The 19,717-nt window shown below is 70.1% G+C and carries 17 protein-coding genes; all 17 read right to left on the reverse strand.

The features are described 5' to 3' along the window. Positions 1-43: 43 nt before the first annotated feature. Genes QFZ27_RS09495 through QFZ27_RS09575 form a run of 17 tightly spaced genes read right to left on the reverse strand, consistent with a single transcriptional unit; the run spans position 44 to position 19,714 of the window. A complete protein-coding gene (locus QFZ27_RS09495) occupies positions 44-2,809 on the reverse strand; it encodes a putative baseplate assembly protein (RefSeq protein WP_429225981.1) in 2,766 nt (921 codons plus the stop codon). After that, positions 2,809-5,325, reverse strand: a complete 2,517-nt coding sequence (locus QFZ27_RS09500; RefSeq protein ID WP_429225982.1) for a putative baseplate assembly protein — start codon at positions 5,323-5,325, stop codon at positions 2,809-2,811. The genes QFZ27_RS09495 and QFZ27_RS09500 overlap by 1 nt, the downstream gene beginning before the upstream one ends. Further along, positions 5,322-5,684, reverse strand: a complete 363-nt coding sequence (locus tag QFZ27_RS09505) for a GPW/gp25 family protein (protein ID WP_429225984.1) — start codon at positions 5,682-5,684, stop codon at positions 5,322-5,324. The genes QFZ27_RS09500 and QFZ27_RS09505 overlap by 4 nt, the downstream gene beginning before the upstream one ends. Before the next feature lie 4 nt (positions 5,685-5,688). Continuing rightward, positions 5,689-6,009, reverse strand: a complete 321-nt coding sequence (locus QFZ27_RS09510) for a hypothetical protein (protein ID WP_429225986.1) — start codon at positions 6,007-6,009, stop codon at positions 5,689-5,691. A 13-nt stretch (positions 6,010-6,022) separates the two neighbouring features. Next, on the reverse strand, positions 6,023-6,538 hold the full coding sequence (locus QFZ27_RS09515; RefSeq protein WP_429225987.1) for a phage baseplate assembly protein V: 516 nt from the start codon (positions 6,536-6,538) through the stop codon (positions 6,023-6,025). Beyond that, the gene (locus QFZ27_RS09520) at positions 6,535-7,662 is read right to left on the reverse strand and encodes a hypothetical protein (RefSeq protein WP_429225989.1); all 1,128 of its coding nucleotides are present in this window, start codon (positions 7,660-7,662) and stop codon (positions 6,535-6,537) included. The genes QFZ27_RS09515 and QFZ27_RS09520 overlap by 4 nt, the downstream gene beginning before the upstream one ends. Then, on the reverse strand, positions 7,659-8,021 hold the full coding sequence (locus tag QFZ27_RS09525) for a hypothetical protein (protein WP_429225991.1): 363 nt from the start codon (positions 8,019-8,021) through the stop codon (positions 7,659-7,661). The genes QFZ27_RS09520 and QFZ27_RS09525 overlap by 4 nt, the downstream gene beginning before the upstream one ends. Further along, positions 8,018-8,674 carry a hypothetical protein gene (locus tag QFZ27_RS09530; RefSeq protein ID WP_429225993.1) on the reverse strand — a complete coding sequence of 219 codons (657 nt, stop codon included), beginning with the start codon at positions 8,672-8,674 and terminating at the stop codon, positions 8,018-8,020. Before QFZ27_RS09530 ends, QFZ27_RS09525 begins: the two co-directional genes overlap by 4 nt. Continuing rightward, positions 8,671-12,504, reverse strand: coding sequence for an eCIS core domain-containing protein (locus tag QFZ27_RS09535; protein WP_429225995.1), 3,834 nt, complete (start codon positions 12,502-12,504; stop codon positions 8,671-8,673). Before QFZ27_RS09535 ends, QFZ27_RS09530 begins: the two co-directional genes overlap by 4 nt. Further along, positions 12,501-12,797 (reverse strand): hypothetical protein, encoded by a 297-nt coding sequence (locus tag QFZ27_RS09540; protein ID WP_429225997.1) that lies wholly within the window; start codon positions 12,795-12,797, stop codon positions 12,501-12,503. Before QFZ27_RS09540 ends, QFZ27_RS09535 begins: the two co-directional genes overlap by 4 nt. After that, positions 12,794-14,317 carry an eCIS core domain-containing protein gene (locus QFZ27_RS09545; RefSeq protein ID WP_429225999.1) on the reverse strand — a complete coding sequence of 508 codons (1,524 nt, stop codon included), beginning with the start codon at positions 14,315-14,317 and terminating at the stop codon, positions 12,794-12,796. Before QFZ27_RS09545 ends, QFZ27_RS09540 begins: the two co-directional genes overlap by 4 nt. Then, the gene (locus QFZ27_RS09550; RefSeq protein WP_429226000.1) at positions 14,314-14,562 is read right to left on the reverse strand and encodes a hypothetical protein; all 249 of its coding nucleotides are present in this window, start codon (positions 14,560-14,562) and stop codon (positions 14,314-14,316) included. The genes QFZ27_RS09545 and QFZ27_RS09550 overlap by 4 nt, the downstream gene beginning before the upstream one ends. After that, the gene (locus QFZ27_RS09555) at positions 14,559-16,448 is read right to left on the reverse strand and encodes an ATP-binding protein (RefSeq protein WP_429226002.1); all 1,890 of its coding nucleotides are present in this window, start codon (positions 16,446-16,448) and stop codon (positions 14,559-14,561) included. Before QFZ27_RS09555 ends, QFZ27_RS09550 begins: the two co-directional genes overlap by 4 nt. Next, positions 16,445-17,782 carry a Pvc16 family protein gene (locus QFZ27_RS09560; protein ID WP_429226004.1) on the reverse strand — a complete coding sequence of 446 codons (1,338 nt, stop codon included), beginning with the start codon at positions 17,780-17,782 and terminating at the stop codon, positions 16,445-16,447. The genes QFZ27_RS09555 and QFZ27_RS09560 overlap by 4 nt, the downstream gene beginning before the upstream one ends. Beyond that, positions 17,779-18,459 (reverse strand): hypothetical protein, encoded by a 681-nt coding sequence (locus tag QFZ27_RS09565; RefSeq protein ID WP_429226006.1) that lies wholly within the window; start codon positions 18,457-18,459, stop codon positions 17,779-17,781. The genes QFZ27_RS09560 and QFZ27_RS09565 overlap by 4 nt, the downstream gene beginning before the upstream one ends. Continuing rightward, positions 18,456-19,190 carry a hypothetical protein gene (locus tag QFZ27_RS09570; RefSeq protein WP_429226008.1) on the reverse strand — a complete coding sequence of 245 codons (735 nt, stop codon included), beginning with the start codon at positions 19,188-19,190 and terminating at the stop codon, positions 18,456-18,458. Before QFZ27_RS09570 ends, QFZ27_RS09565 begins: the two co-directional genes overlap by 4 nt. Beyond that, positions 19,190-19,714, reverse strand: coding sequence for a phage tail protein (locus QFZ27_RS09575; RefSeq protein WP_429226010.1), 525 nt, complete (start codon positions 19,712-19,714; stop codon positions 19,190-19,192). The genes QFZ27_RS09570 and QFZ27_RS09575 overlap by 1 nt, the downstream gene beginning before the upstream one ends. Between the last annotated feature and the right edge of the window lie 3 nt (positions 19,715-19,717).

Raw genomic sequence — 19,717 nt, forward strand, 5'->3', positions numbered from 1 at the left:
TAGATCGCCGGCAGCAGCTGGTAGAGGGCCTCCCCCGTCATCCTCATGACATCACCGTCAGCGTCAGGGGGCCCGGGTCGAGGGTGAGGATCTCGGCGGCGAGCAGTTCGCCGCCGACGAGACTGGCGGGTTGCGCGACCAGCCGCTGGTGAAGGATCGGCGCGGCGTTGGGTGCCGTGGTGCGATGGAAGAGATCGAGATCGACCGCCTCGACGCCGGCCACCCCGTGCACCGTGGCGATGATCTCGCTGCCTGAAACCAGGGGCGCGAAGCCGCGGCTGTCGAAGCTGTAGGCGTCCCGCAGCGCCGCCTCCACCTTCGCCAGGACCAGGTCCGACAGGTAGTCGGCGTGGACCAGCACCTTGAGCGCGAGCTTGAAGTACGCCGGCCGATAGGTGGCGACGGCGATCCGGACCAGGGGATCGCCCAAGGTCCGCAGCGCCTTCACCAAATTGTCGAACAGGTCGCCAGTGGCCGGATCGACCGCCGCGCCGTCCACGCCCGCGACTGTGACCAGGATTCGCCGGGCCTCGCCGTCCCAGGCCCAGTCCGCCTTGGCCTTGGAGACGCCGGCGAAGCCGCGGGCGAAGTCCTCGTAGTTGCGGAGCGAGACCAGCCGCCCGAGCGTCAACGTGGTCACCGGGGCGTTCTCCCGGGCGTCGACGTCCAGCTCCGCATTGGCCCCACCGGCGGCGGCGATCGGGTTGAACACCTCCTTCATCCCGAGCGGGCGATCCAGCGCGGTGGTCAGCGTCCCGGCGGCCACCGATCCGGCCTTGCCTATCCCCTTGCGGTAGGTGGCGACGATGTTGTTGCGGCCCGAGGGCGGCCGGGCGCCCGTGGTCCCGTCGCCGAACTGCACCACGGTGGCCCCGTCGTCTCCGGCGCGGGTCTCGTAGACCCGCTCGCGACCCGTGCGGCCGTAGAGGGTCGGGACCTCGGCCCAGAGCACGTCGTTGACCCGCACCTCCAGGCTCGATGCGGAGCCGGTCTCCGTGGCCGCCGACACATAGGTCACCGGGGTCTGCTTCAACTGGAAGGCCTGGAACCGCTTGCCAGCGTCTGCGTCGCCGAGGATCTCCTGGGTGGTCTCGCCGTGGGTGGCGGCCGCGATGTTGCCGTGAATCCGGACGGTGGGCCGGTCGTAGGCGGCGGCGAGCGGCTCATCCAGCTTCAGCTCGGCGTGGGTCTCATCGGTCAGGGTGATCGCAGCGACCGTCGCCGGCTCGGCTGTGATCTCAGCGCTGGTCTCGGCCTCGACGTACGCCAGGCTGCTCAGCGGCGCGGTCAGCGAGCCTTCGAAGCCGCCGGGCGCGCGCAGCCGCCAGTTATAGTCGTCGGATCCGGAGACCGGCTGCGGCTCGGCCAGCAGCGTGACCCGCTCGTCTAGCTCCAGGGGGCGTTCGTCGCCCGCTTCCACGAGGTCCAGATCCTCGACGGCGACGATCGCCTGGGCGCGGCGGCCCCGGACGACGACCCCCCGACCTTCCTCCAGGCCGTCGACCAGCCCGGAAAGCTCGATGGACTCGCCCATGACCGGATCGATGATGGGGGTCTCGGCGAAGGCGAGCTCCTCGCTCTTGCCGTAGGCCGAGACCCTTCGGTAGGCGCTCTCGAAGAAGGTAAGGTGCTCGTTGCTGTCGAGGCTGACGCGCGTCGTCCGGGCGCTCATGGCGTACTTGGCGACGCCGTCGTCCCCCGACTCCTCGACGACGTAGAGCTCGGTATAGCCAGGCGTCGTGAGGACCACGAGTGAGCCGGGCCCCCAGCCGTCCTGGATGCCGTCGAGGATCAGTTCGCTGTCGTCGATCTCGAACGCCCAGTCCGAGTTGTCGGTGAATCCGTAGCGGGTCCGTGCGCCGTCGGAGAGCAGGATGGGATGCGGGGCGTTCCAACCGAACAGCGAAGCCCGGGCCCGCAGGGCGAAGATGCGGTGACCGGCCTGAGCCGTCAGCGCCAGGGGATCGACCGAGCCGAGGGCGTGGGTGAACTCCACCCAGGTGCGATAGAGCTCGGGGTCCGTCGCCACGGCGGTGAGCTTGCGGAAATCCCAGCGTTCGGCGCCGGGGTCGTCTTTGAGGCGCTCGTTTCCGACGATGACGATCGCGTCGCCCACCTTCAGATTGGTGGCGACTCCCTCGAGCCAGACCCCGGTGTCGCCGTTCGCGGGCGGGCGCACCTCGGTCTGCCGCGCCCGGATCGCGTTCCACTCCACGCGCGCGGACAGGGGCTCGATCGTCTCGAAAGTCTGCGGGGTGTCGCCGGGCCCGGGCACGCTCTGAACGCGGCTGCCCTGCGGAATGGAGACGGCCGCGACGGCGAGCGTAGGCGAGGGGATCTGCCCGCGGATGTTCGCCGCGGCCACCACCGGCGGGGCGTCCATCAAGAAGACGAGGTCGGTGCTCGCCGCCACGCCGGGATCGAGCCGATAGCCGATCAACCGGCCGAGCTCGATCAACGAGCGCCGCTCCAGCGCCGTCGGCAGGAAGGCTTCGTTGGCGTTGCGCTCCTGATAGAAGCTGAGGACGTCCAGGACGCACGACCAGGCGTCGATCAGGGCGATCGAGAAGTCGTCGCTCTCACGGCTCTTCAGCCGACGCAGGGCGGGGTTGGAGGCGGCCGAGAGCCGGGCGAGTTGGCTGGCCTGGAACTGGGCCCAGGCGCCCGGCCGGTAGTTGATGGCGGAAAGGCCCTGGCGGTTCTCCAGCGCCGTGGGCGTCTCGACGACGATGCCGTCGCAGCAGCCGCAATCGTCGTTCGGCTGCAGGTCGCGGTCGGGGACGCCGGCGATCAGCGGTGGAAGGGCCATTACTTGCCGCCTCCCATCTTCAGCTTGAGCTTGCCGCGTTCCGGGAAGCTGGGGTCGTTGGCGAGCCGCGCGATCTCCAGCCGGCCGATAGGCAGGACGCCGGTCTGCAGCGGCAGCGGATCCGGCTGGTCCAGCTGCTGGAACAGCAGCGGCGTGACGCTCTCCACCCCGTCCAGCGCCTGCACACGGGCGATGATGGCGCTGAGATGGACGTCCTGGTCGAAGGTCAGGTTGTCCTCGTGGAACAGGGCCCGCTCGCCGTTCGGCAGGGTGCGGTCGCTCAGTACCTGCAGCACCGCCTGCTTCACCTCGGAGCGGAAGTAGCCGGGCTCGACGCAGACCAGCAGCTCGAGCTCGAGGGCCACCCGCTGCGGATCGTCGATCTCCAAGTCGTAGCCGGCCATCCGGAACGGCTCGAAGAAGGCGATCAGCTCGGCCTCGAACTCCGGCGTTATCGGCCGCCCGCCGTAGCGGTCGACGGTCACGAAGACCGTGTGGCCGTGGCCGTTCCAGCGGAACGTCGCCGCCGCCCGCTGCACCCCCGGATGGCGCAGCGCGATGGCGGCGTAGTCCTCGGGGGTGACCGCCCGCTCCTGGATGCGGAACGCCTGGGGTGCTGCGACCCGGGTCTCGGCCATGGTCTCCGGCGTGCGACCGCCGCGCGCCGGCAGGGGATTGCGCACGCCGATGATGTCGCCGATTCCGGTCGCGACATGGGCGAGGGAGTCGGCGCCGATGTTGCCGGTCGCACCGTTGCCGATCCGAAAGTCGGCGGTGAAGACGCTGCCGGAGGCCGGCCGATCGCCGCGCCGTCCGTCGCCGAAGCGGATCTGGGCGACCCCGTCGGCCTCCACCTCCACGACGAAATCTGGATCGGCGGGCGTGCTGCCGAGGAGGTCGCGCTGGGCGCCCCAGACCTCGGGCGGGGCCCCGTCCAAGGCTCTGTGCAAGATGATCTGCGGCCGCACGTCGCCCAGCGGCGGGACCAGGACCGCGGAGGCTGCAACGCCGGCGCCCGGCGTCGGTGCGGCCTGGGTCAGCGGCGCCCGTGGAACCAGCGGCCGAAACCGCGGCGGCACGGCGGTCTGCGTCGGCGGCTCGCAGCGCTCTCCGGAGGCGGCGATATGGAGATGGGGCTGCGGAACCGTGCCCAGCGGCTGGCCTTCGTAACTGAGGCCATGGTCGGCGAGCAGGACGTTCCCCAGGACCCGGCTCACCGGCCTGACGATCGCCTGGTCCACCCGCGTGCTGAGACACAGGGTGAAGGGCAGGGCGTCATCTTCGTGCCAGCGAATCTCGGTGATCGGGGCCGGGTCCTCGCCGACCGCGTTCAGGGGATCCACCAGGCCGGCGGCCACCTGCACCAGCCGCACCGCCCAGCGCTTCTCCGGATCGGCGTCGGCGGCGTCGCCGGTGCGCGGTCCGAGGATCTCTTCGAAGACCAGGACGTCGCCCGCCCGCAGGTGGGGGAAGTCGCCGGCCAGGGTCGCGCGGGTGGCACCCTTCTGCAGGCAGCACTCCTGCTCGCCCCACTCGTGGAAGTAGATCTCGTTGTGCTGCGGCAGCAGTCGTTTGTCTTCGCGGGGCTCGAAGACCAGCGGGCGCTGTAGCAGCAACCGGTCGAAGAGCGGATCGCCGGCCGGCGCCACACGCACCTCCTGGCCGGTCAGCCGGGTGAGGAACTTGGTGTCGGCGGCGACCAGGTCGACCGAGGCGGCCACCCGCACCTGCACCCAGGCCCTGGCGTTGGCGCCGTCGTGCATGGCGTAGTCGACCAGCCGCACGTGCCGCCTCACCGACACCCGCCGCCGGGCGGTCCCGAGATAGGCCTCGGTCGTCACCGCGTCCTGGGCATAGGAGAGCTGGTCTCCGACATAGGCCAGGACCTCCACCAAGGCGACGCCCAGGTCGGCGACGTTCCGCTCGCGCCATTCCGGCAGGGTCTGGGCCATGCGGTCCAGCATCAGCCGGCGGAAGCTCTTGAAGTCCTTGGCCAGGTAGTTGATCGGCGGCGCCTCACGGGCCTCCGTTGGGCAGAGATCCTGCGGCGCACAATCGAAGTCGCTCGGGCACTCGACCTTGAACGAGAAGGTGACCCGGGCGAGCAGCGGGTCGATGTCCGCCGGCGGCGCCAGAGCGGCAGCGGCGGCGACCAGGTGCAGGGTGTAGGTCGAGTAGTCGCCATTGGAGCTTGTCCGTATCGCGACCACCTGCTCCGGCTCGGACAGGCCGGTCAGATAGGCCGCCTCGGCCGCCGTGACCAGCGCGGCGTCGGGGGCGTCGGCGGGCGTGACCCACAGCACCTCGACGTCGGAGATCCGCTCGCCGCCGGTGATCTCGAAGTTCTCCGCCGCGAGCGCCGGCGCAGGCTTCACGAACCGCACGAGCAGGGTGCGCTGGCGCGGCGATCCCGCCGGCGCCTCGGTGTCGAGCACCTCGAGGTAGTCGATCCCGTTCAGCACCGGGTGCTCGCGGACGCCCCGGCGGCGGCGCTCGTCGCAGCAGTGGTAGATCATGGCGCGAGCCCCCGCTGGAACTCGGAGCTGACCGTCTCGCCGGTGGCCAGTACCACATAGTCGATGCGGATGTTCAGCTCGGCCTCGACCGCCTCGACCTTGACCTCGGAGACCCGCAGACGGTCGGCGAGCCACTGCTGCAACCCGCCGCGGATCAGGAACTCGGCGGCGGCGGCCACTTCCGGCGACGCGGCGCTGAAGACCAGCTGCATGACACCGGAGCCGAAGTCCGGCCGGTTCACCCTCTCGCCCGCCTGGGTGAACAGCAGCTGCTCGATGAGGTCGCGGACGTGATCGTTCAGGTCCGTCTCGGCCGTCCGTTCCCGTGCGTCGAAGTGGAAGGGGTAATCGAGCTGCACGGCCTCAGCTCCCGATCACGCGCGGCTGGACGACGGCGTTGATCGTCGGCGTGCCGGTGGGGGCGCAGACCGCCATGCTGTCCTGCAGGAGCACCGGCATGCCGCCGGCGAGGACGCGCGCGGCCGAGGTCACGTACTGCGCCGTGACGCACGGGCCGTTGCCGCCGGGCGGCACGAAGGCGCAGCCGGCGACGACGTAGGGGCTGGCGATGGTCACCACCGGCTGGCCCGCGACCAGCACGCGCGGGAACGGCGTCGTCGGCGTCGCCATGCCGCCATGGGAACAGAGGACGGTGGCGCCGAGATGCAGCACGGGTCCGGGCATGGCTCGTCTCCCGCTAGATGACGCTCAGGGCGCCGTTGTTGATGGTGACGGCCGGGCCGACCATGACGATTGAAGCGCCCTTGCCGTTCTGGATGTAGATGCCGGTGTCGTTCACGATCAGTGTCGCGCCGGTCATGCTCTTCAGCATGATGCCGCCGAGCGGGCCGGGGACGTCGTTGATGGTGACCCCGTTCTGCAGCGGGGTCTGGATGGTGAAGCCCGGGATCACCGGCGGCACCGTCAGTGCCAACGCGGGCACCTCGGCGGCCGAGCCGTAGAAGCAACCGGTCCAGATCGGATAGTCCGGATCGCCCTTCTCGAACTCGATCCAGACGCCCGAGCCAATCATCGGCACCGTGTAGACGCCGGTCTGGATGCCTGCGACCGGGAAGCAGGGCATGCACCAACTGGTCAGCATGATGTTGGAGACATCCGGTACGATGGCCTGGATGCGGCCGGTCATCATCGGGTCGATGTTGTTGACGACCGTGCCGCGATACTTGCCGTAGAACTTGCTGGGGGAGGTCATACGACGACGCGCTCCTGCGTGGGCAACAAGCCGCTGCGACGCAGGGAGAAGTCCTGCTTGAAGCTGCCGCGGTTGAGGGTGGAGGTGACCCGCTCTACGAGATGGTCGCCGTCAAAGGCGTATCCGGCGCCGCGCACACCGACGGTCGCGCCGGCCTTCAGCACCCGCCCGTAGCGCAGCACGTCGAGCGTGCCGGAGCCCTGCACCGCCTGGGAATGCTTCGCGGCGTAGGCGAAGCCGCGCACCAGGGCGCCGATCGGCGACAGCCGGGCGGTGTCGTTCAGCGGCGTGATCTTGGGCGGCAGCGGCGGCACCAGCCCCAGCGGCGGCATGAACGGGATCTCGCCCGGGATTGGGATCGGGATTGGGACCTTGGTCAGCTGGTTGTGGATGAAGACGATCGGGATCTCGGTCCCTTCCTTGTCGTAGCGGAAGGAGAGGCTCTCGACGTTGTCGGCATGGCCACTGTCGGTGGTCAGCGCCGGCTGTGGCGTGCCGATGTGGATCTGCGGGCCCCAGTAGGCGAAGGAGGTCCCTGGCGTCGGCCCAGGCTCCATCTTGAAGATGTAACCGGCCTCCTCGGCCATCGCGCGCAGGTACTCCAGGTCCGACCCGGCGTGGCGGGGGATCCGGTCGGTGGGCAGCGGCGGCTCGTCGAGGGTCGGGATAACCTTCGGGATCACCCCCAGGAAGGCGTACTTGGCCAGGATCAGCAGCACGCGCACGATCGGCGGCATCGCCGGATAGGGCAGGCCGTCGAACGGCAGGATGTCCATCGCCGCGGAGAGGTCCTTGCCCTGGATGGTCAGGGTCGCGGGACGCCCGCCGGAGCCCGGCGCGAGCTGGGTCTGGGTGGCGACCCCGTCGATCAGGATCTCGGAACGGCCCGACAGGCCGACGGTCAGCAGCACCCGGAAGAACGGGATCGCAGCCGCGCCGGTGAGCATGAACAGGCTGATCAGCGGGGAGTTCTTCTCCACCAGGAAGCTGAGCTCGAACCCGCTCTGGATGTCGGTGGATTCGTTGGTGACCTTGACGCTCTGCAGGGCGTCCAGCACTGCGCGCGGCGCCGTCAGCGGCACGCCCGGGCCCATCATCAGCGAGAGGGTCAGCCCTTTGATCAACGGTTCTCCTCCGGAGCGGGCACGTCGATGGGAAGGGTCCGCCGCACCCGGGCGTCCTCGACTTCCAGCTCCTGCGGCCAGATCGCGCCGTTGGCGTCGCAGAGCCGCCAAAACTGCTCCGGATCGCCGACCAGCTTGACCGTCGTCTGGTCGAGGCGCTCGCCCTGTTGCACGCGATGCACCGAGAGCGTGGCGAATCGCTCGGGCGAGGGGCAGACGCGCCGCGCCAGATAGGCGGTCGTGGTCCCGTCGGCGGCGGTGATCGCCCGCACGCCGATCCCGTGATAGCGGCTCTCCGCCGGGAAATCGGTCTTGGGCAGCAGGCCCGCGCCGAACAGCAGTTCGATGGGATTGGTCATGTGAGGCTCGCGACGCCGAAGGTGGAAAGGGTGGCGGTCGGGCCGCGCCGGGCGAGCTGCTCCTTGGCCGTCAGGTAGGCCATGAACAGGCCGCCGCCGCGGTGCTTGAAGCCGAGGTCGTCGACGGAAAGCGCTCGGAGCGACAGGTTCACCTTCGCCAGGATCGGATTGAGCGCCGGATCGAACGCCTCTTCCGTGATCGAGAGCTCGGTCACCCGCACCGGTACGATGCGGCTGCGGCTCCAGATGAAGAGCGCCAAGGGTGTCTCCATGGGGGCGATCTCCAGCGTGCCGGCCGAGGCCAGGGCGTCCTGGTTCTTCAGCTGGGCACTGGTCGGATAGATCAGGGTCTCGAGGGCGGCGATCTGCGGAAAGAGGCCGAACTCCGCGGCGGCGGCGTTGGCGTCGGGGAACTCCAGCTGGTCGGTCGCGTCGAGCACCGCCTCCAGGGTGAAGGTCTCGATCGGCGGGCCCTTGAGCCGCAGCGCCTGGCTGCGGTCGCCGTCTTCACCGATCGACTGAATCTGCAGGCTGCGGGTCAGGGTCTCGGCGTTGTATTGCAGGCTGATCAGCCTAACGATCGCCCCGCTGTCAGGATCGATCAGTACCAGGCCGGCCTTGGTCAGCCGCGGCGAGCGGGAATAGCCGATCATGGCGTCTTGCTCCCGCTGGGCGCCTTTGCGGGCGCCGGGCCGGGCCCCTCGCCCATGATCTTGTAGGTGTCGTTGAAGGTGGCGGTGGTGGTTTCGACCAGTGTGCCGTCGACGTCGTAGAATCGCGTGCCGGCATGGATGGTGACCACCATGCTCTTATCGCCGTTGCGCGAGACCACGGTGACCTTCTGGTAGCCGCCGGTGAGGATCTTCAGGTTGCGCGCGTAGAAGACGTGGAACGTCTCGCCCGGCTGGTGGTCCCTGGGGGCGAAGGCTTCGGAGTTTGGCGGCAGGCTAGAAGCCTTGAGCAGCCGCGCGACCTGGGCGCCTTCCCGCTTCAGCTCCTCGGCGCTCGGTCCCTGTCCGGCCGGCGCGGCCTGCCCGCCGGCCTGCGGCGCGGGCGCACCGGCGGCGTCGAGGTCGTCGGTGAACTCCTTCGTCGTCCCGGAGCGCGGAGGGCGCGCGGGCGTGGTCTTGACGATCTCCTCCAGCTTCTCCTTCGAGTACTTGTCGAGCAGCGCCTTGATCCGGGCGACGTCGGCCTCGGTGACCGTGGCTCCGGGGTCGGGGCTGTCGGAATCGACGCCCAGGTGCTTCAGCGCCGCCATCAGCGCCTCGACGTGCTCCGTGTCGTAATTCTGAAGCATCTCGGCCATGGCGCGCTGGCCGGGGTCGAGGTTGTACTTGCTGGCGGCGTCGCAATCGACGTCGCTAGGCTTGGAGGCCATGTCGGTCTTATCGACCTCGCCCATCAGCGGCTTGATCGAGTCCGGCAGCAGTCCCCGCACCCGGGTGGCGATGATGTCGGCCACCACCCCGGGAAGGGCCCGGATCGGACCCATGGCGCTGACGATCGGATAGGCGATTTCGCGCTGGAACCAGCAGGAGGCGACAATGGCGGCGATGATCGCCTCCGCCAGGGCGCTGCCGACCAGGCCCAGGATGCAGCCGAGCAGGGGCGGGGCGCCGCACTGTGCGATGCGGTAGGCCCACTTTACGACGTTCACGATCGTGCCGATGTCCTTGACCGTCTCGGCGAGCTCTTCGACCTGCTTGATCTTGTCTTCCAGGACTTTGATCTGCTCGCCGAACTTCTCCTCCAGAGCTTCCTGGATCATCTTCTTGAAGGCGGCTTCCGCCTCCTCGATCTGCTTGATCTGCGCCTCGAGTTCCTCGATCTCCTCGCCGAAGTATTTGTTGAGCAGCACCGCGCCGCCCTTCTGGACGGCGATATAGAGCCGGTGGCCGACGTCGCGGATGAAGAGGCCGAGCAGGGTGCCGGCGATCCCGCGCAGCGCGGCCAGGACGGCGCCCTTGATGCCGCCGGAGCCGCCGGCCTTCTTGCCCATCCGCGCCTTGGCAGCGGCCACCTTCTGCTCGATCCTCTCTTTGACGCTGTCGTAGGTCTTGACCACCTTCACGTAGGTGGAGCCGAAGACCTGTCGCAGGCGCCCGTACTTCTCGCCGTGGTTGACCCAGTGCTGAACGACCTCCAGCTCGCGCGTACGCTCCAGCGTGCCGGTGGGGGCCGTCTTGAAGCCCGTCTTCTGCCGTTCGTTGATCTGGCGGACGGCCTCGTCCTTCATCCGCTTCTCGGCTTCGGTCGAGGGCTCGGTCAGCGCCTTCTTATCCTCACCGCCGGTCGCCGTGACGGCGGCCGCATGCCAGGGCTTGAAGCTCTCGGTCTTCCAGGTGTTGAAGTTGTAGGGATCCTTGGCTTCGAGCTTGTCGCGCTTCAGCGCCAGCCGGGGGCGCGGCTCGGCGCGGCGTGGCCGCCGCAGGGTGGCCACGCGCTTCGGTTCTTCCTTGAGCTTCTCCTTGACCGGCGTGAGCTTTGTCTTCGCATCCACGATGGTGCTGGTCGTCGCCGCCGCGCCGGTCGTGGCGGTTCCCGCGCCTAGCATGTGCACCGGGATGAAGTCGTAGGTGATGATGCCGTCGCTCGGCATTGCGATCTTCAGGACCGCCATTTCCGACACCCGGGTCTGCACTCCGTCGACGAAAAGCTTCACCTCCAACTTGGGCGACGCCGTGGTTGGGATTTCGAACTTGCCGGGGATGCCAACGGTCTTCATCCGCTCGGTCTTCGGCTTCCACTCCGCGCCCGCGGGGTTGATCGGCGCCGACGGGCCGGTGGCAAAGGTGTCAACCTTGGCCTTGAGGGCGTCCATCGCGGTGATGTAGCGGCCGACCTGCCCGGTCCCGAGCAGAGTCTCGGCTTCGTAGTTCGGCTTCAGATCGGCGATGGAGATGGTGTTCGGGCCGGCCCCCATCCGGCAGATGCCGTTGGCCGCCGACGGGCCAGGTAGCTTCGCGCCGCATGCGTTGGAGCCGGCGTCGCCGATCGGCGTGGCGGTGGCCTTGTGCTCCGTGGCGGTCATCACCACGCCGCTCTTCATGGACTTCTTGGCCAGCACCGGCAGGAACTGCGGCTGCTTGCCCGAGAAGGTGACGCCGAAGTAGACCCCTGTGTCGGTCTTCACGAAGTCGGCCCGGCCGTCGTTGCCGGTCGCCGCGCCGCCGGGAATCGGCGTCTCGGAGAAGAGGCCGGCGTTCGGCGGGTGCTTGCCGAGGATCTCCTGCACGTAGTCGTGGGAGCGGTCGCCGGGACCCCTGATGCCCTTGCCGAGCGGCGGCAGCGAATAGTAGTGGCGGCGGACCGCCTGCACCCGCTCTTCGCCGCCCTCGAGGCCGCGCGGGGCCTGTTGGGCGACGTGGGTCAGCTCGTGCGCCAGGAGTGCGCCATCGGCGAGGCTCTCGCCGGCCCCCAGCCAGATGTCCGAGCCGAAAGTGAAGGCGCGTGCGTCCAGGGCTTCAGCCGCCGCCGCGGCGTCGCCGCCCTGGTGCACCCGGACGTGATCGAGCCGCGTGCCCAGGCGCGGCTCGTGCTGCTGGCGCACATGCGCGGGCAAGGGTGCTCCGCCGCTCGCCGCGAGAATCGCCCGCCCAAGGGACGCCGGAAGCTTGGCGGACCCGTCGCTGGGGGCCGCGCCGCCTACGGCCGGGGGCGGTGCCTCGCCGGCACCGGCGTGCTCGGCGCCTAGGTCGGCCACCACCGCCTCGGCCGCGGCCTCGTTGGGATTTTGCGCGCTGTCCATGGGCACGCGCACCGTCGCGGGCGCGGAGCCCGGCTCCGGCGTCGCCTTGCGCTGGACGAGGCCCCGGCCGGCGCCCTGCTGCACGGTGTGGGTGAGCTCGTGGGCGAGCAGCCGCCGTCCCTCGGTGGAGACCGGGTCGTACTGGCCCTGCCCGAAATAGATGTCTGCGCCGTAGGTGAAGGCCCGGGCCCGGACGTCCCTGGCGAGGCTCGCGGCCGTTCCGCCGTCGTGGATTCGCACATGGCCCAGGTCGCGGCCGAACCGCGGCTCGAAGAAGTTGCGCGCTTCACCAGGCAGAGGCGCGCCGCCGGCGCCGCCGAGGTCCGAGCGGGAAAGCGCGCCGCCCGCGGGCGCCGCCCCGACCGCCACCTTGGCCTGGACGTCTTGGTCGAGATCTTCGGCGGCCTGCCGCTGAAGCGTTGCGAGGCGGTCATCGTCCTCGGGTTGGGCCTCTTCTCGCTGGACCAATGGCGTGATCGCCGGAAGGGCGCTCGCCGCACCCGCGCCGCTCACCACGCCTTCCGCGATCTGATCGGCTTCGAGCTCGTAGGGATCGCCGGGTTGGCTGACTTTGAGCTTGGTCTGGACACCCACGCGCTCATCGCTGTCGCAGCCGGCGCACTTGCCCATCACCCCCGCCGAAGCTCCGCAGGCGCACTTGCGCTGCAGGAGCGGCGAGGGGGCCGGTGTTATCGCCGGCGCAGCGGGATTGCGCAGGACGAGCGTGCTCACGGCTCGTCCTCGACCTGCGGGTTCTCCAGCGTCCATCGGCCATGGGGCGTCTGCTGGCGCTGCGCCGCGCCCGGCTCATCAGGGCCCGGGGGCATGAAGCGCAGCACGCCGGCCACCGTCACCCGCTGGCCGCGCCGCTTGGGCTCCCACCAGCGCTTGCCCTCCAGCAGCACCGAACCGCCGCCGTCGAGCACCACCCCGGCCGCGGCCTTGAAGTCGCTGGCGACGCCTTCCAGCGTCACCTGCTCGCCGGACATCTCCGGCCGCAGCTCCTGGATGCGCTGCGGGCTCATCGCTTCACCGCCACGCCGACGCAGAAGATCTGCCGGTTGAAGTCCTGCAGCGGGCGCGAATAGTGCTCCAGCGTGCTCTCGTAGACCTCCATCGCGCCGCCGCATTTCGGCTTGGCGAGTGTAGCTGTGTCGCAGTGGTTGGCGTGCCACCAGTTGCCGGACTTCTCGTCGTAGAGACCATAGTCGAAGTTGGTCATGTTCGGCTCGGGGCGCGGAGAGTAGTCGTAGCCGCTCATGTCCACCTTGCCGGTCTTCTTGTCGGCGGGAGGCTTTTCCTCCGTCCAGAACCGCTTCGAGAAGATGATCGCCTTGCGGTCGGCCTGATTGGCCGCCAGATAGGCGTCCATCTTCTTCTGCGCGGCCAGCGCCGCCGCGAAGCCTTCGTAGCAATTGCTGAGATCCGGGTTGCCGAGGGTGCCGATCTCCAGCGCCGTGATGCCGATGCAGCCGCGCGCCAGCGTCAACGTCTCCGCCGAGCTCATGGTCAGCCTGTGCTCTTTGTTCCAGCGTTTGATGTACTCGGCGAGGGTCTGGACCGTGGACTTGTCGCCGCGGCGCGGGTGCAGGGAATCCAGCACCGGGAAGAAGACGTAGAGCTGGTCCAGCTCAGAACCGTCGAACTTGTCGTAGAGCCGCTCCAGGCCGATGGCCTCGCCCAGGGTTTCGCGGCCGGCCGGCGAGAGGAACTGCAGGACCGACAGCACCGCGGCTTCATCGTCGTCTAGCGCCGCGCCTGAAAGCAGCTCTTCGACCAGCAGGATGTTGGTGCGCAGGTTCTCCTTCTGGTTCAGCTTCTTGCGGACGACCGCGCGGGCCTTGTTGTCGGAATCGAAGTCGTCCTCGATGGCGTCGCGCGCCTTCAGGTCCTTCAGGTACTGGGCGAGGTCGTCGTCGGAGTAGTCGGGCTCGTCGCCGAATATGTCGGCGATGCCGCGGCCGATGTTGGCGAAGAATCCGCCGACGGTGCCGCCGCTGGAAGGCTGGCCGCCCCCCGCGCTGGGCGCCGCAGCGCGTTGGATCAAGCCGCCGCCGGCCCCTTGCTGCAGGGTGTGGGCGATCTCGTGGGCGAGCAGCCGACGGCCGCCCGGCGACGCCGCGACCGGCTCGCCGGAGCGGAGGAAGATGTGCTGGCCGCGGGTGAACGCACGCGCGCCCACGGTGCGGGCGAGCTGGTCGGGCGCCGCGCCCTGGTGGATGCGGACCTGGTTGAGGTCGCGCCCGAACCGCGGCTCGAAGAAGCGGCGCTCGCCATGCCCCAAGGGCGCGCCGCGGCTTGATTCCGACGCCAGCGCGCCGCCGAACCGCCCGCCGTTCGGCGCGGACGAGCCGCCAGCGGCCGGCTTCAACGCCGTCACGCCGGACCGCAGGACCGTGATCGTGGGAGCCTCGGAGGTGTTCGACAGCACTGCATCGGCGGCGCGATCGGCCTCGCGCTCGTGCAGGTCGGTCGGCGCGCTGATCCGCAGGCTAGACGCAGTCTCGGCCCGCTTCGGGCGCCGGGTTCTCGCAGACGTCCTCATCGGCGCCCCCCGGTCAGCCGGCCGGCGATCTGGCGGCCGACGGCGCCGCCGTCGCCTGGAGACGCGGTGGTCCCGGCGTCGAGCCGCGAGGTCGAGGCTACGTCCTTCAGCTCGCCGCTCCTGGTCGCACCGGTCAGCGCCCGCGCGAACTCGGCCCGCAGAGCGCGTTCGAAGGCCACTCTGTCCCGGGGCGACACGCCGTCCAGCACCAGCCGGTCGATGGTCACGCCTACGCGCCGGCTCATCCCAGCCCCCCGAATTCGGCGGCGGTGATCGGCTTCTCTAGCTTGGCGTATTCGCGTCGGGCGGCCGCAGCGAGGTGGCGGGTGGAGACCGGCTCGCCGGCCTCAGCGGCAAGGAAGGCGCCGTTGATGGCGATGGTGCGGATCGTCCCGCCGGAGACCGACAGCCGCGCCATCCGCGCCGGATCGTCGCCCGCCATTGGGGTTTCGGCCGGGAAGATGCGCCGCCAGATTTCAGAGCGCAACGCCGCATCGGGGAAGGGGAAATCGACCACGAACCGCAGGCGCCGCATGAAGGCGATGTCGAGCGAGCCCTTCAGGTTGGTGGTCAGGATCGCCAGGCCTTTGTAGGCCTCCATCCGCTGCAGGAGGTAGCTCACCTCGACATTGGCGTAGCGGTCGTGGCTGTCCTTCACCTCTGAGCGCTTGCCGAACAGGGCGTCGGCCTCGTCGAACAGCAGGATCGCGCCGCTGGCCTCGGCGGCGTCGAAGATCCGGCGCAGGTTCTTCTCGGTCTCGCCGATGTACTTGCTGACAACCTGGCTGAGGTCAATGCGATAGAGGTCGAGCCGAAGCTCCTGCGCCAGCACCTCGGCGGCCATGGTCTTGCCGGTGCCGCTCGGGCCGGCGAACAGCGCGGTGACGCCGAGGCCGCGCGCTCCGCGGTCGGCCCAGCCCCAGCGGCCGTGCACCTGGTGGGCGCGGCGGACGTGCACCGTGATGTCGCGGAGCTGCGACAGCCGGTCGGCCGGTAGCACCAAGTCGTCCCAGGACATCTGGGATTCGATGCGTTCCGCGAGGTCGTCGAGCTTGCGACGCGCCTGGGCGCGGGCCGCGTCCCAGAGGCGGTGGGACAGCGCTTCCGGATTCTGCTGGAGGGGCTGGTCGGCCAACTCGACGACCGCCCGCACGCCGGCCGCATCGAGCACGAATTGCTCGGCCAGCTGGTCCAGGCGATCGCCCAGAGCGTCAGCGTCGCGGCCGAGGGCCTGGCGCCAAAGGTCCCGGCGCTCGTCGACGGAGGGGGTGGGCATGTCCATGCGCAGCCGGCGCGGCCGCTGCAGGGTCAGGGCGTCGCGACCGGCGAGGATCACCGGGCCCAGCAGCTGGTCGACAAACCCGGCGGCGATCCGGTCCTCGTCGTCGCCGGAGCCCTCGCCGTCGATCAGGAGGACGCCGTCGCTGAAGGCCATCTCCCGGTCGCAAAGCCTGGCCAGCGCGTGACGCTCGAAGGCGGATCTGGGGATGTCCGGCCGCGACAGCCGGAACAGGCGCTGGCCGCGCTTCAGGCATAGGGCGCCGGCCACCATCTGCTTGGTCTCGACGCCTGCCCCGCAGAGCTGGAGGATCGGCCAGCCGCTATCGTCGGCGACCCAGTGACGTTCGAGGCGGACCGCCATCTCGGCTTCAGCCAGAGCCGGATCGGCGAGGCTTTCCACAGGCGCCACCAGGCCATCGAGGCGGGGATCCAGATAGTCGACGCCCAGCAGATGATTCAGCACCCGCTCGTCTAGCTTCAGGACGCGCTCCGCCTGCGCGCCGCCGCCTTCCAGGTCGATCATCCGCCAGCGCCGCAGGGGCGACTGCGGGGTGATGGCGGCCCGGACCTCGTCGCCCGCCAGCTGCAGCGCCATGCCGAGCGTCGGCCGCCGGCCGTGGAGCTGCGCCGGCTCGAGTTCGGCGGCGGCGGCCAGCAGCAACAGCAGAGTGTCCACCGGTCCCAAGCCGAACACCGCGGCCATGGTGTCGACGCGGGCCGGCGGTGAGAGCCCGGCTTCGATTTCGCCCTGCGGCTCGCGGCCGGCCAGAGCCGCCGCGATGGCTTCGATCTCCTGATTGAGGCGGCGGCGGTTGTCGGCGGCCCAGCCGCCCTGCGGCATCTGGTTCATGGCACGGCCACCAGCTGCGTGGGGTCGTAGCGCGGCGGCTTGGCCGCGGTGTCGATGAGCAGGGAGTCGACGCCCGCCACCCGCAGGCGCACCGGCAGGCCGGCCGAGGGCGGCAGGTCCGCGAACAGCGCGTCGACTTCGTCGACGTCGCCGCCGAGCGGCGGCAAGACCTGCTCGGAGACGCCCGCGACGATCGCCACCGACTGCGTCTCCAGGATCCGCGGCTGACACCCAACGGTGATCCGCGTTCCGCCGGCCTCGGGGGCGGCCACCGGCGCGGCGCGCGGCGCCAGGGTGATCGGCAGTCGGTTGGTGGTCCGCACGCGACCGGCTTCGACCAGCACCACATCGGCCAGATAGGAGCCTACGCGCCACGCCCCGGGGTCCGCGCCGGTGTCCTCCAGCGGGGCGCCCGCTGCCAGCGGCGCGCCCTGCGGCAGCACCACCTCCAGCCGGCCTGGCGTCGGCGCGGTGGCGGGGGAAAGGTCCAGAGTCGCGCCGGTCTCGGTGTCCGTGAACCGCACGGTCGCTTCTCCATGGTTGAGATGGTGGCCGAGGAAGGCGACCGTGTCGCCGAGCCGCATCGCCGGCCGATCGCCCGGCGGCGAGATGCGCGTCAGGACGGGCGTCGCAGGGGTGAGCTCGGGCTGTACGAAGACGCCCGCGTCGCGACCGGTTCCCGGGTCCAGGGGGCCGCGGGAGAGCACCGGCAGCGCTGTGCGCTTCGGCAGATCGCGCTCGATCAGCACCACCGAGACCAGATAGGCCACCGTCGTGCGGTAGTTGGTCTGCAGCGCCGTCCAGATCTTGGACATGTCGTCCAGGGAGAGGTTCTGCGGCGTGACCTTGATCAGCTCGAGCTGGTCGGCGAGCTTGGCTGGGTCGGTCTGCTGGAACACAGGCGGCAGGATGGCGCCGTTGACCCCGCCCTCGAGCGCCTCGCGGATCATCGCCCGCGGCCACATCGAGGTCTCGTGCAACATGGACATGGCGTAGCCGAGGAGGATCTCGGCCTGCAGCTCCTGCACGCCGTAGGCGGTCAGCAGGTAGTGCAGGTCGAGCGCCAGCCGGGGCCGGTTGACCAGCTGGTGGCGGCTGTCCCGGGTCGGCAGGTCGGTGTTGGCCAGCGCGGTGTTCGGCGTCACCCGATGCAGGAAGAGGTTCAACCGGCTGGGCTGGTTGTCGCCCAGCTCGGCCTGCACCCGGTCCGGCGGCAGGGCCGACACGACCACGTCGACGCCGATCTGACCCCCCACGTCGCCGTTGATGACGGCGTCGTTGAGCAGGTCCTTGAGCAGGCGCGTGACCGAGGCGATGGCGAGGGCGTTGCTCAACCGCGCCTCCCACGGCCCTTGGCCAGATATTCCTCCAGTGGCATTAGCTTGGGCGGCGGCCGGGCCGGTGCCTTGGGTGCGCGGCGCTCCGGCTCGCCCCGGACCTCGATGCGGCCTATGGTGATGTTGATGTCCGGCTCGCCTTGCGGCGCACGCTCGGGCCGCGGGGACCTCGCAGGGCCAGCTGTCGCAAGCGGCGCGCGCTCCGGCAGGAGCGGACGGTAGGAGGCGGCCTGGGCGGGCGGATCAGGGGACTCGGACGAAACCGTGCCCCGACGGCTGCGCGCAGGGGGTGTTGCGATGCGGTCGGCGCGCGGCGGAGAAGGCGGCCGCTCGATGCGCGCCGGGGCCTCGGACGGCGTCGGCGCGGCGGCGAAGATCTCCGATCCAGGCGCCCTGGCGCGCGCGGTCGGCTCCGGCGGCTCGAATGCGGTCACGTCGAGCGCGTTTGGCGACTCGCGCCGCGTCGAGGCAGGTCGCTCGCGCAGGGCCGCCCGCAGCGGGGCCGCCGCGCCCGTGGGCGGTGGCGTGGCCGCGAGGGGAGCGGCCGGGCTCTCCGCCTCCGTCTCGCTGAGTTCCAGGCGGACTGGCGCGGCTTCGAACAGGCCGCCGAGCCTCGGCCGCACCATGGCGACCCCGAGCGCCCGTTCGGCAAGGCGTGTCAGGACCCCGCTCATCCCGCCCCCGCCAGTTCGAGGTAGGCGCGGCGCCGGGCCGAGCTGAGACCCAGGATCTCCGTCTCCGACCAGCCGAACCGCTCGGCGAGGGCGGCGACTTCCGCCAGCAGGCGGCGCGCGTCGGCGTCCACCTCGCTCCAGAAACAGGCGGCGATGTCGAACGCCGCCATCCAGGACGCGGCGCAGTCGGCGCAGGTGAAATCCAGGCTGATTTCGGCGGCGGCCTCGCGCGCCGACACCTCGGCCTCGATCGCGTTCCACAGGGGCGGGGGGAGGTCGCCTTTGTCCTGACCGCCCGGACCCTGCACCGTCGCCACCGCACGCTCCAACAGGACCGAGGCGGCGTCATTCGCGTCGCGAGCCTGACTGGCCCAGGCGAGATCGCGGCTGGCCAACGGACGCAGCGAAACCCGCCAGCCGTCGAGCTCCAGCGTCGCTTCCCCCTCAGGCGCCTCCGCGAGGCCGTCGGCCAGCGCGGCCGCCGAGAGCTCGAACTCCTGCGTGGCCGCACAGGCCGGACAGTCGATCAGGCAGGGAATCCGGTCGCCGAACGTCGCACGACGGTGATCGAGCAGGCGGCGGTCGCGTACCCCGATCGGCAAGCTCGCCAGATCCTCGCTTGGGTCATCTGTCGCCAGGCGAAGCAAGACGATGGCCCGATCGATCGGGTGAAGCCGCGCGCCCTGCTCGTGCGCCGCAAGCCGCGCCGGAGGGGTCAGGGCGTTCAGCATCAGGCCGGTTCAGTGAAGCTCGGCTCCGCGGGCTCGACGACGTCCGTGTCGCGCTCCCAGCCTTCGTTCTCGAGCTTGATGGACTCGATCGCCACGGCGTTGGCGTTGGCGTCGAGCTCGGGCAGGGCCTGGAACTCCGAGACCCAGCAGCGATAGACTTTCCACGCCTTCGCCAGCTGCCCCGCCTCGTTGTAGAGCTCGACGATGATGTCTTTCCGGAAGTCCTTCAGCGAGGCTTCCGCCCCGAGCCCCGAGCCGTAGTTCCAGACCTTGTTGGCCCAGCGCTCGAATTCCACGTCGTGAGTGACCCCGCGCTCCAGGCTGATGGCCTCGAACTTGGTCCGGCCGGGCGACTTGCGCGTCGTGGAAGGATCGCCGCCCTCCCGGTGCTCGACGAGCTCGGTGGTGCGCTTCAGCGCGCCGACCTTGGAGAGGCCGGCCACGAAGCGGCCGTCCCACTTCACGCGGAACTTGAAGTTCTTGTAGGGGTCGAAGCGCTGCGGATTGACGCTGAACTGGGCCATCGG

The sequence above is a fragment of the Inquilinus ginsengisoli genome, from assembly GCF_050434925.1.
Lineage (GTDB): Bacteria > Pseudomonadota > Alphaproteobacteria > DSM-16000 > Inquilinaceae > Inquilinus > Inquilinus ginsengisoli_B.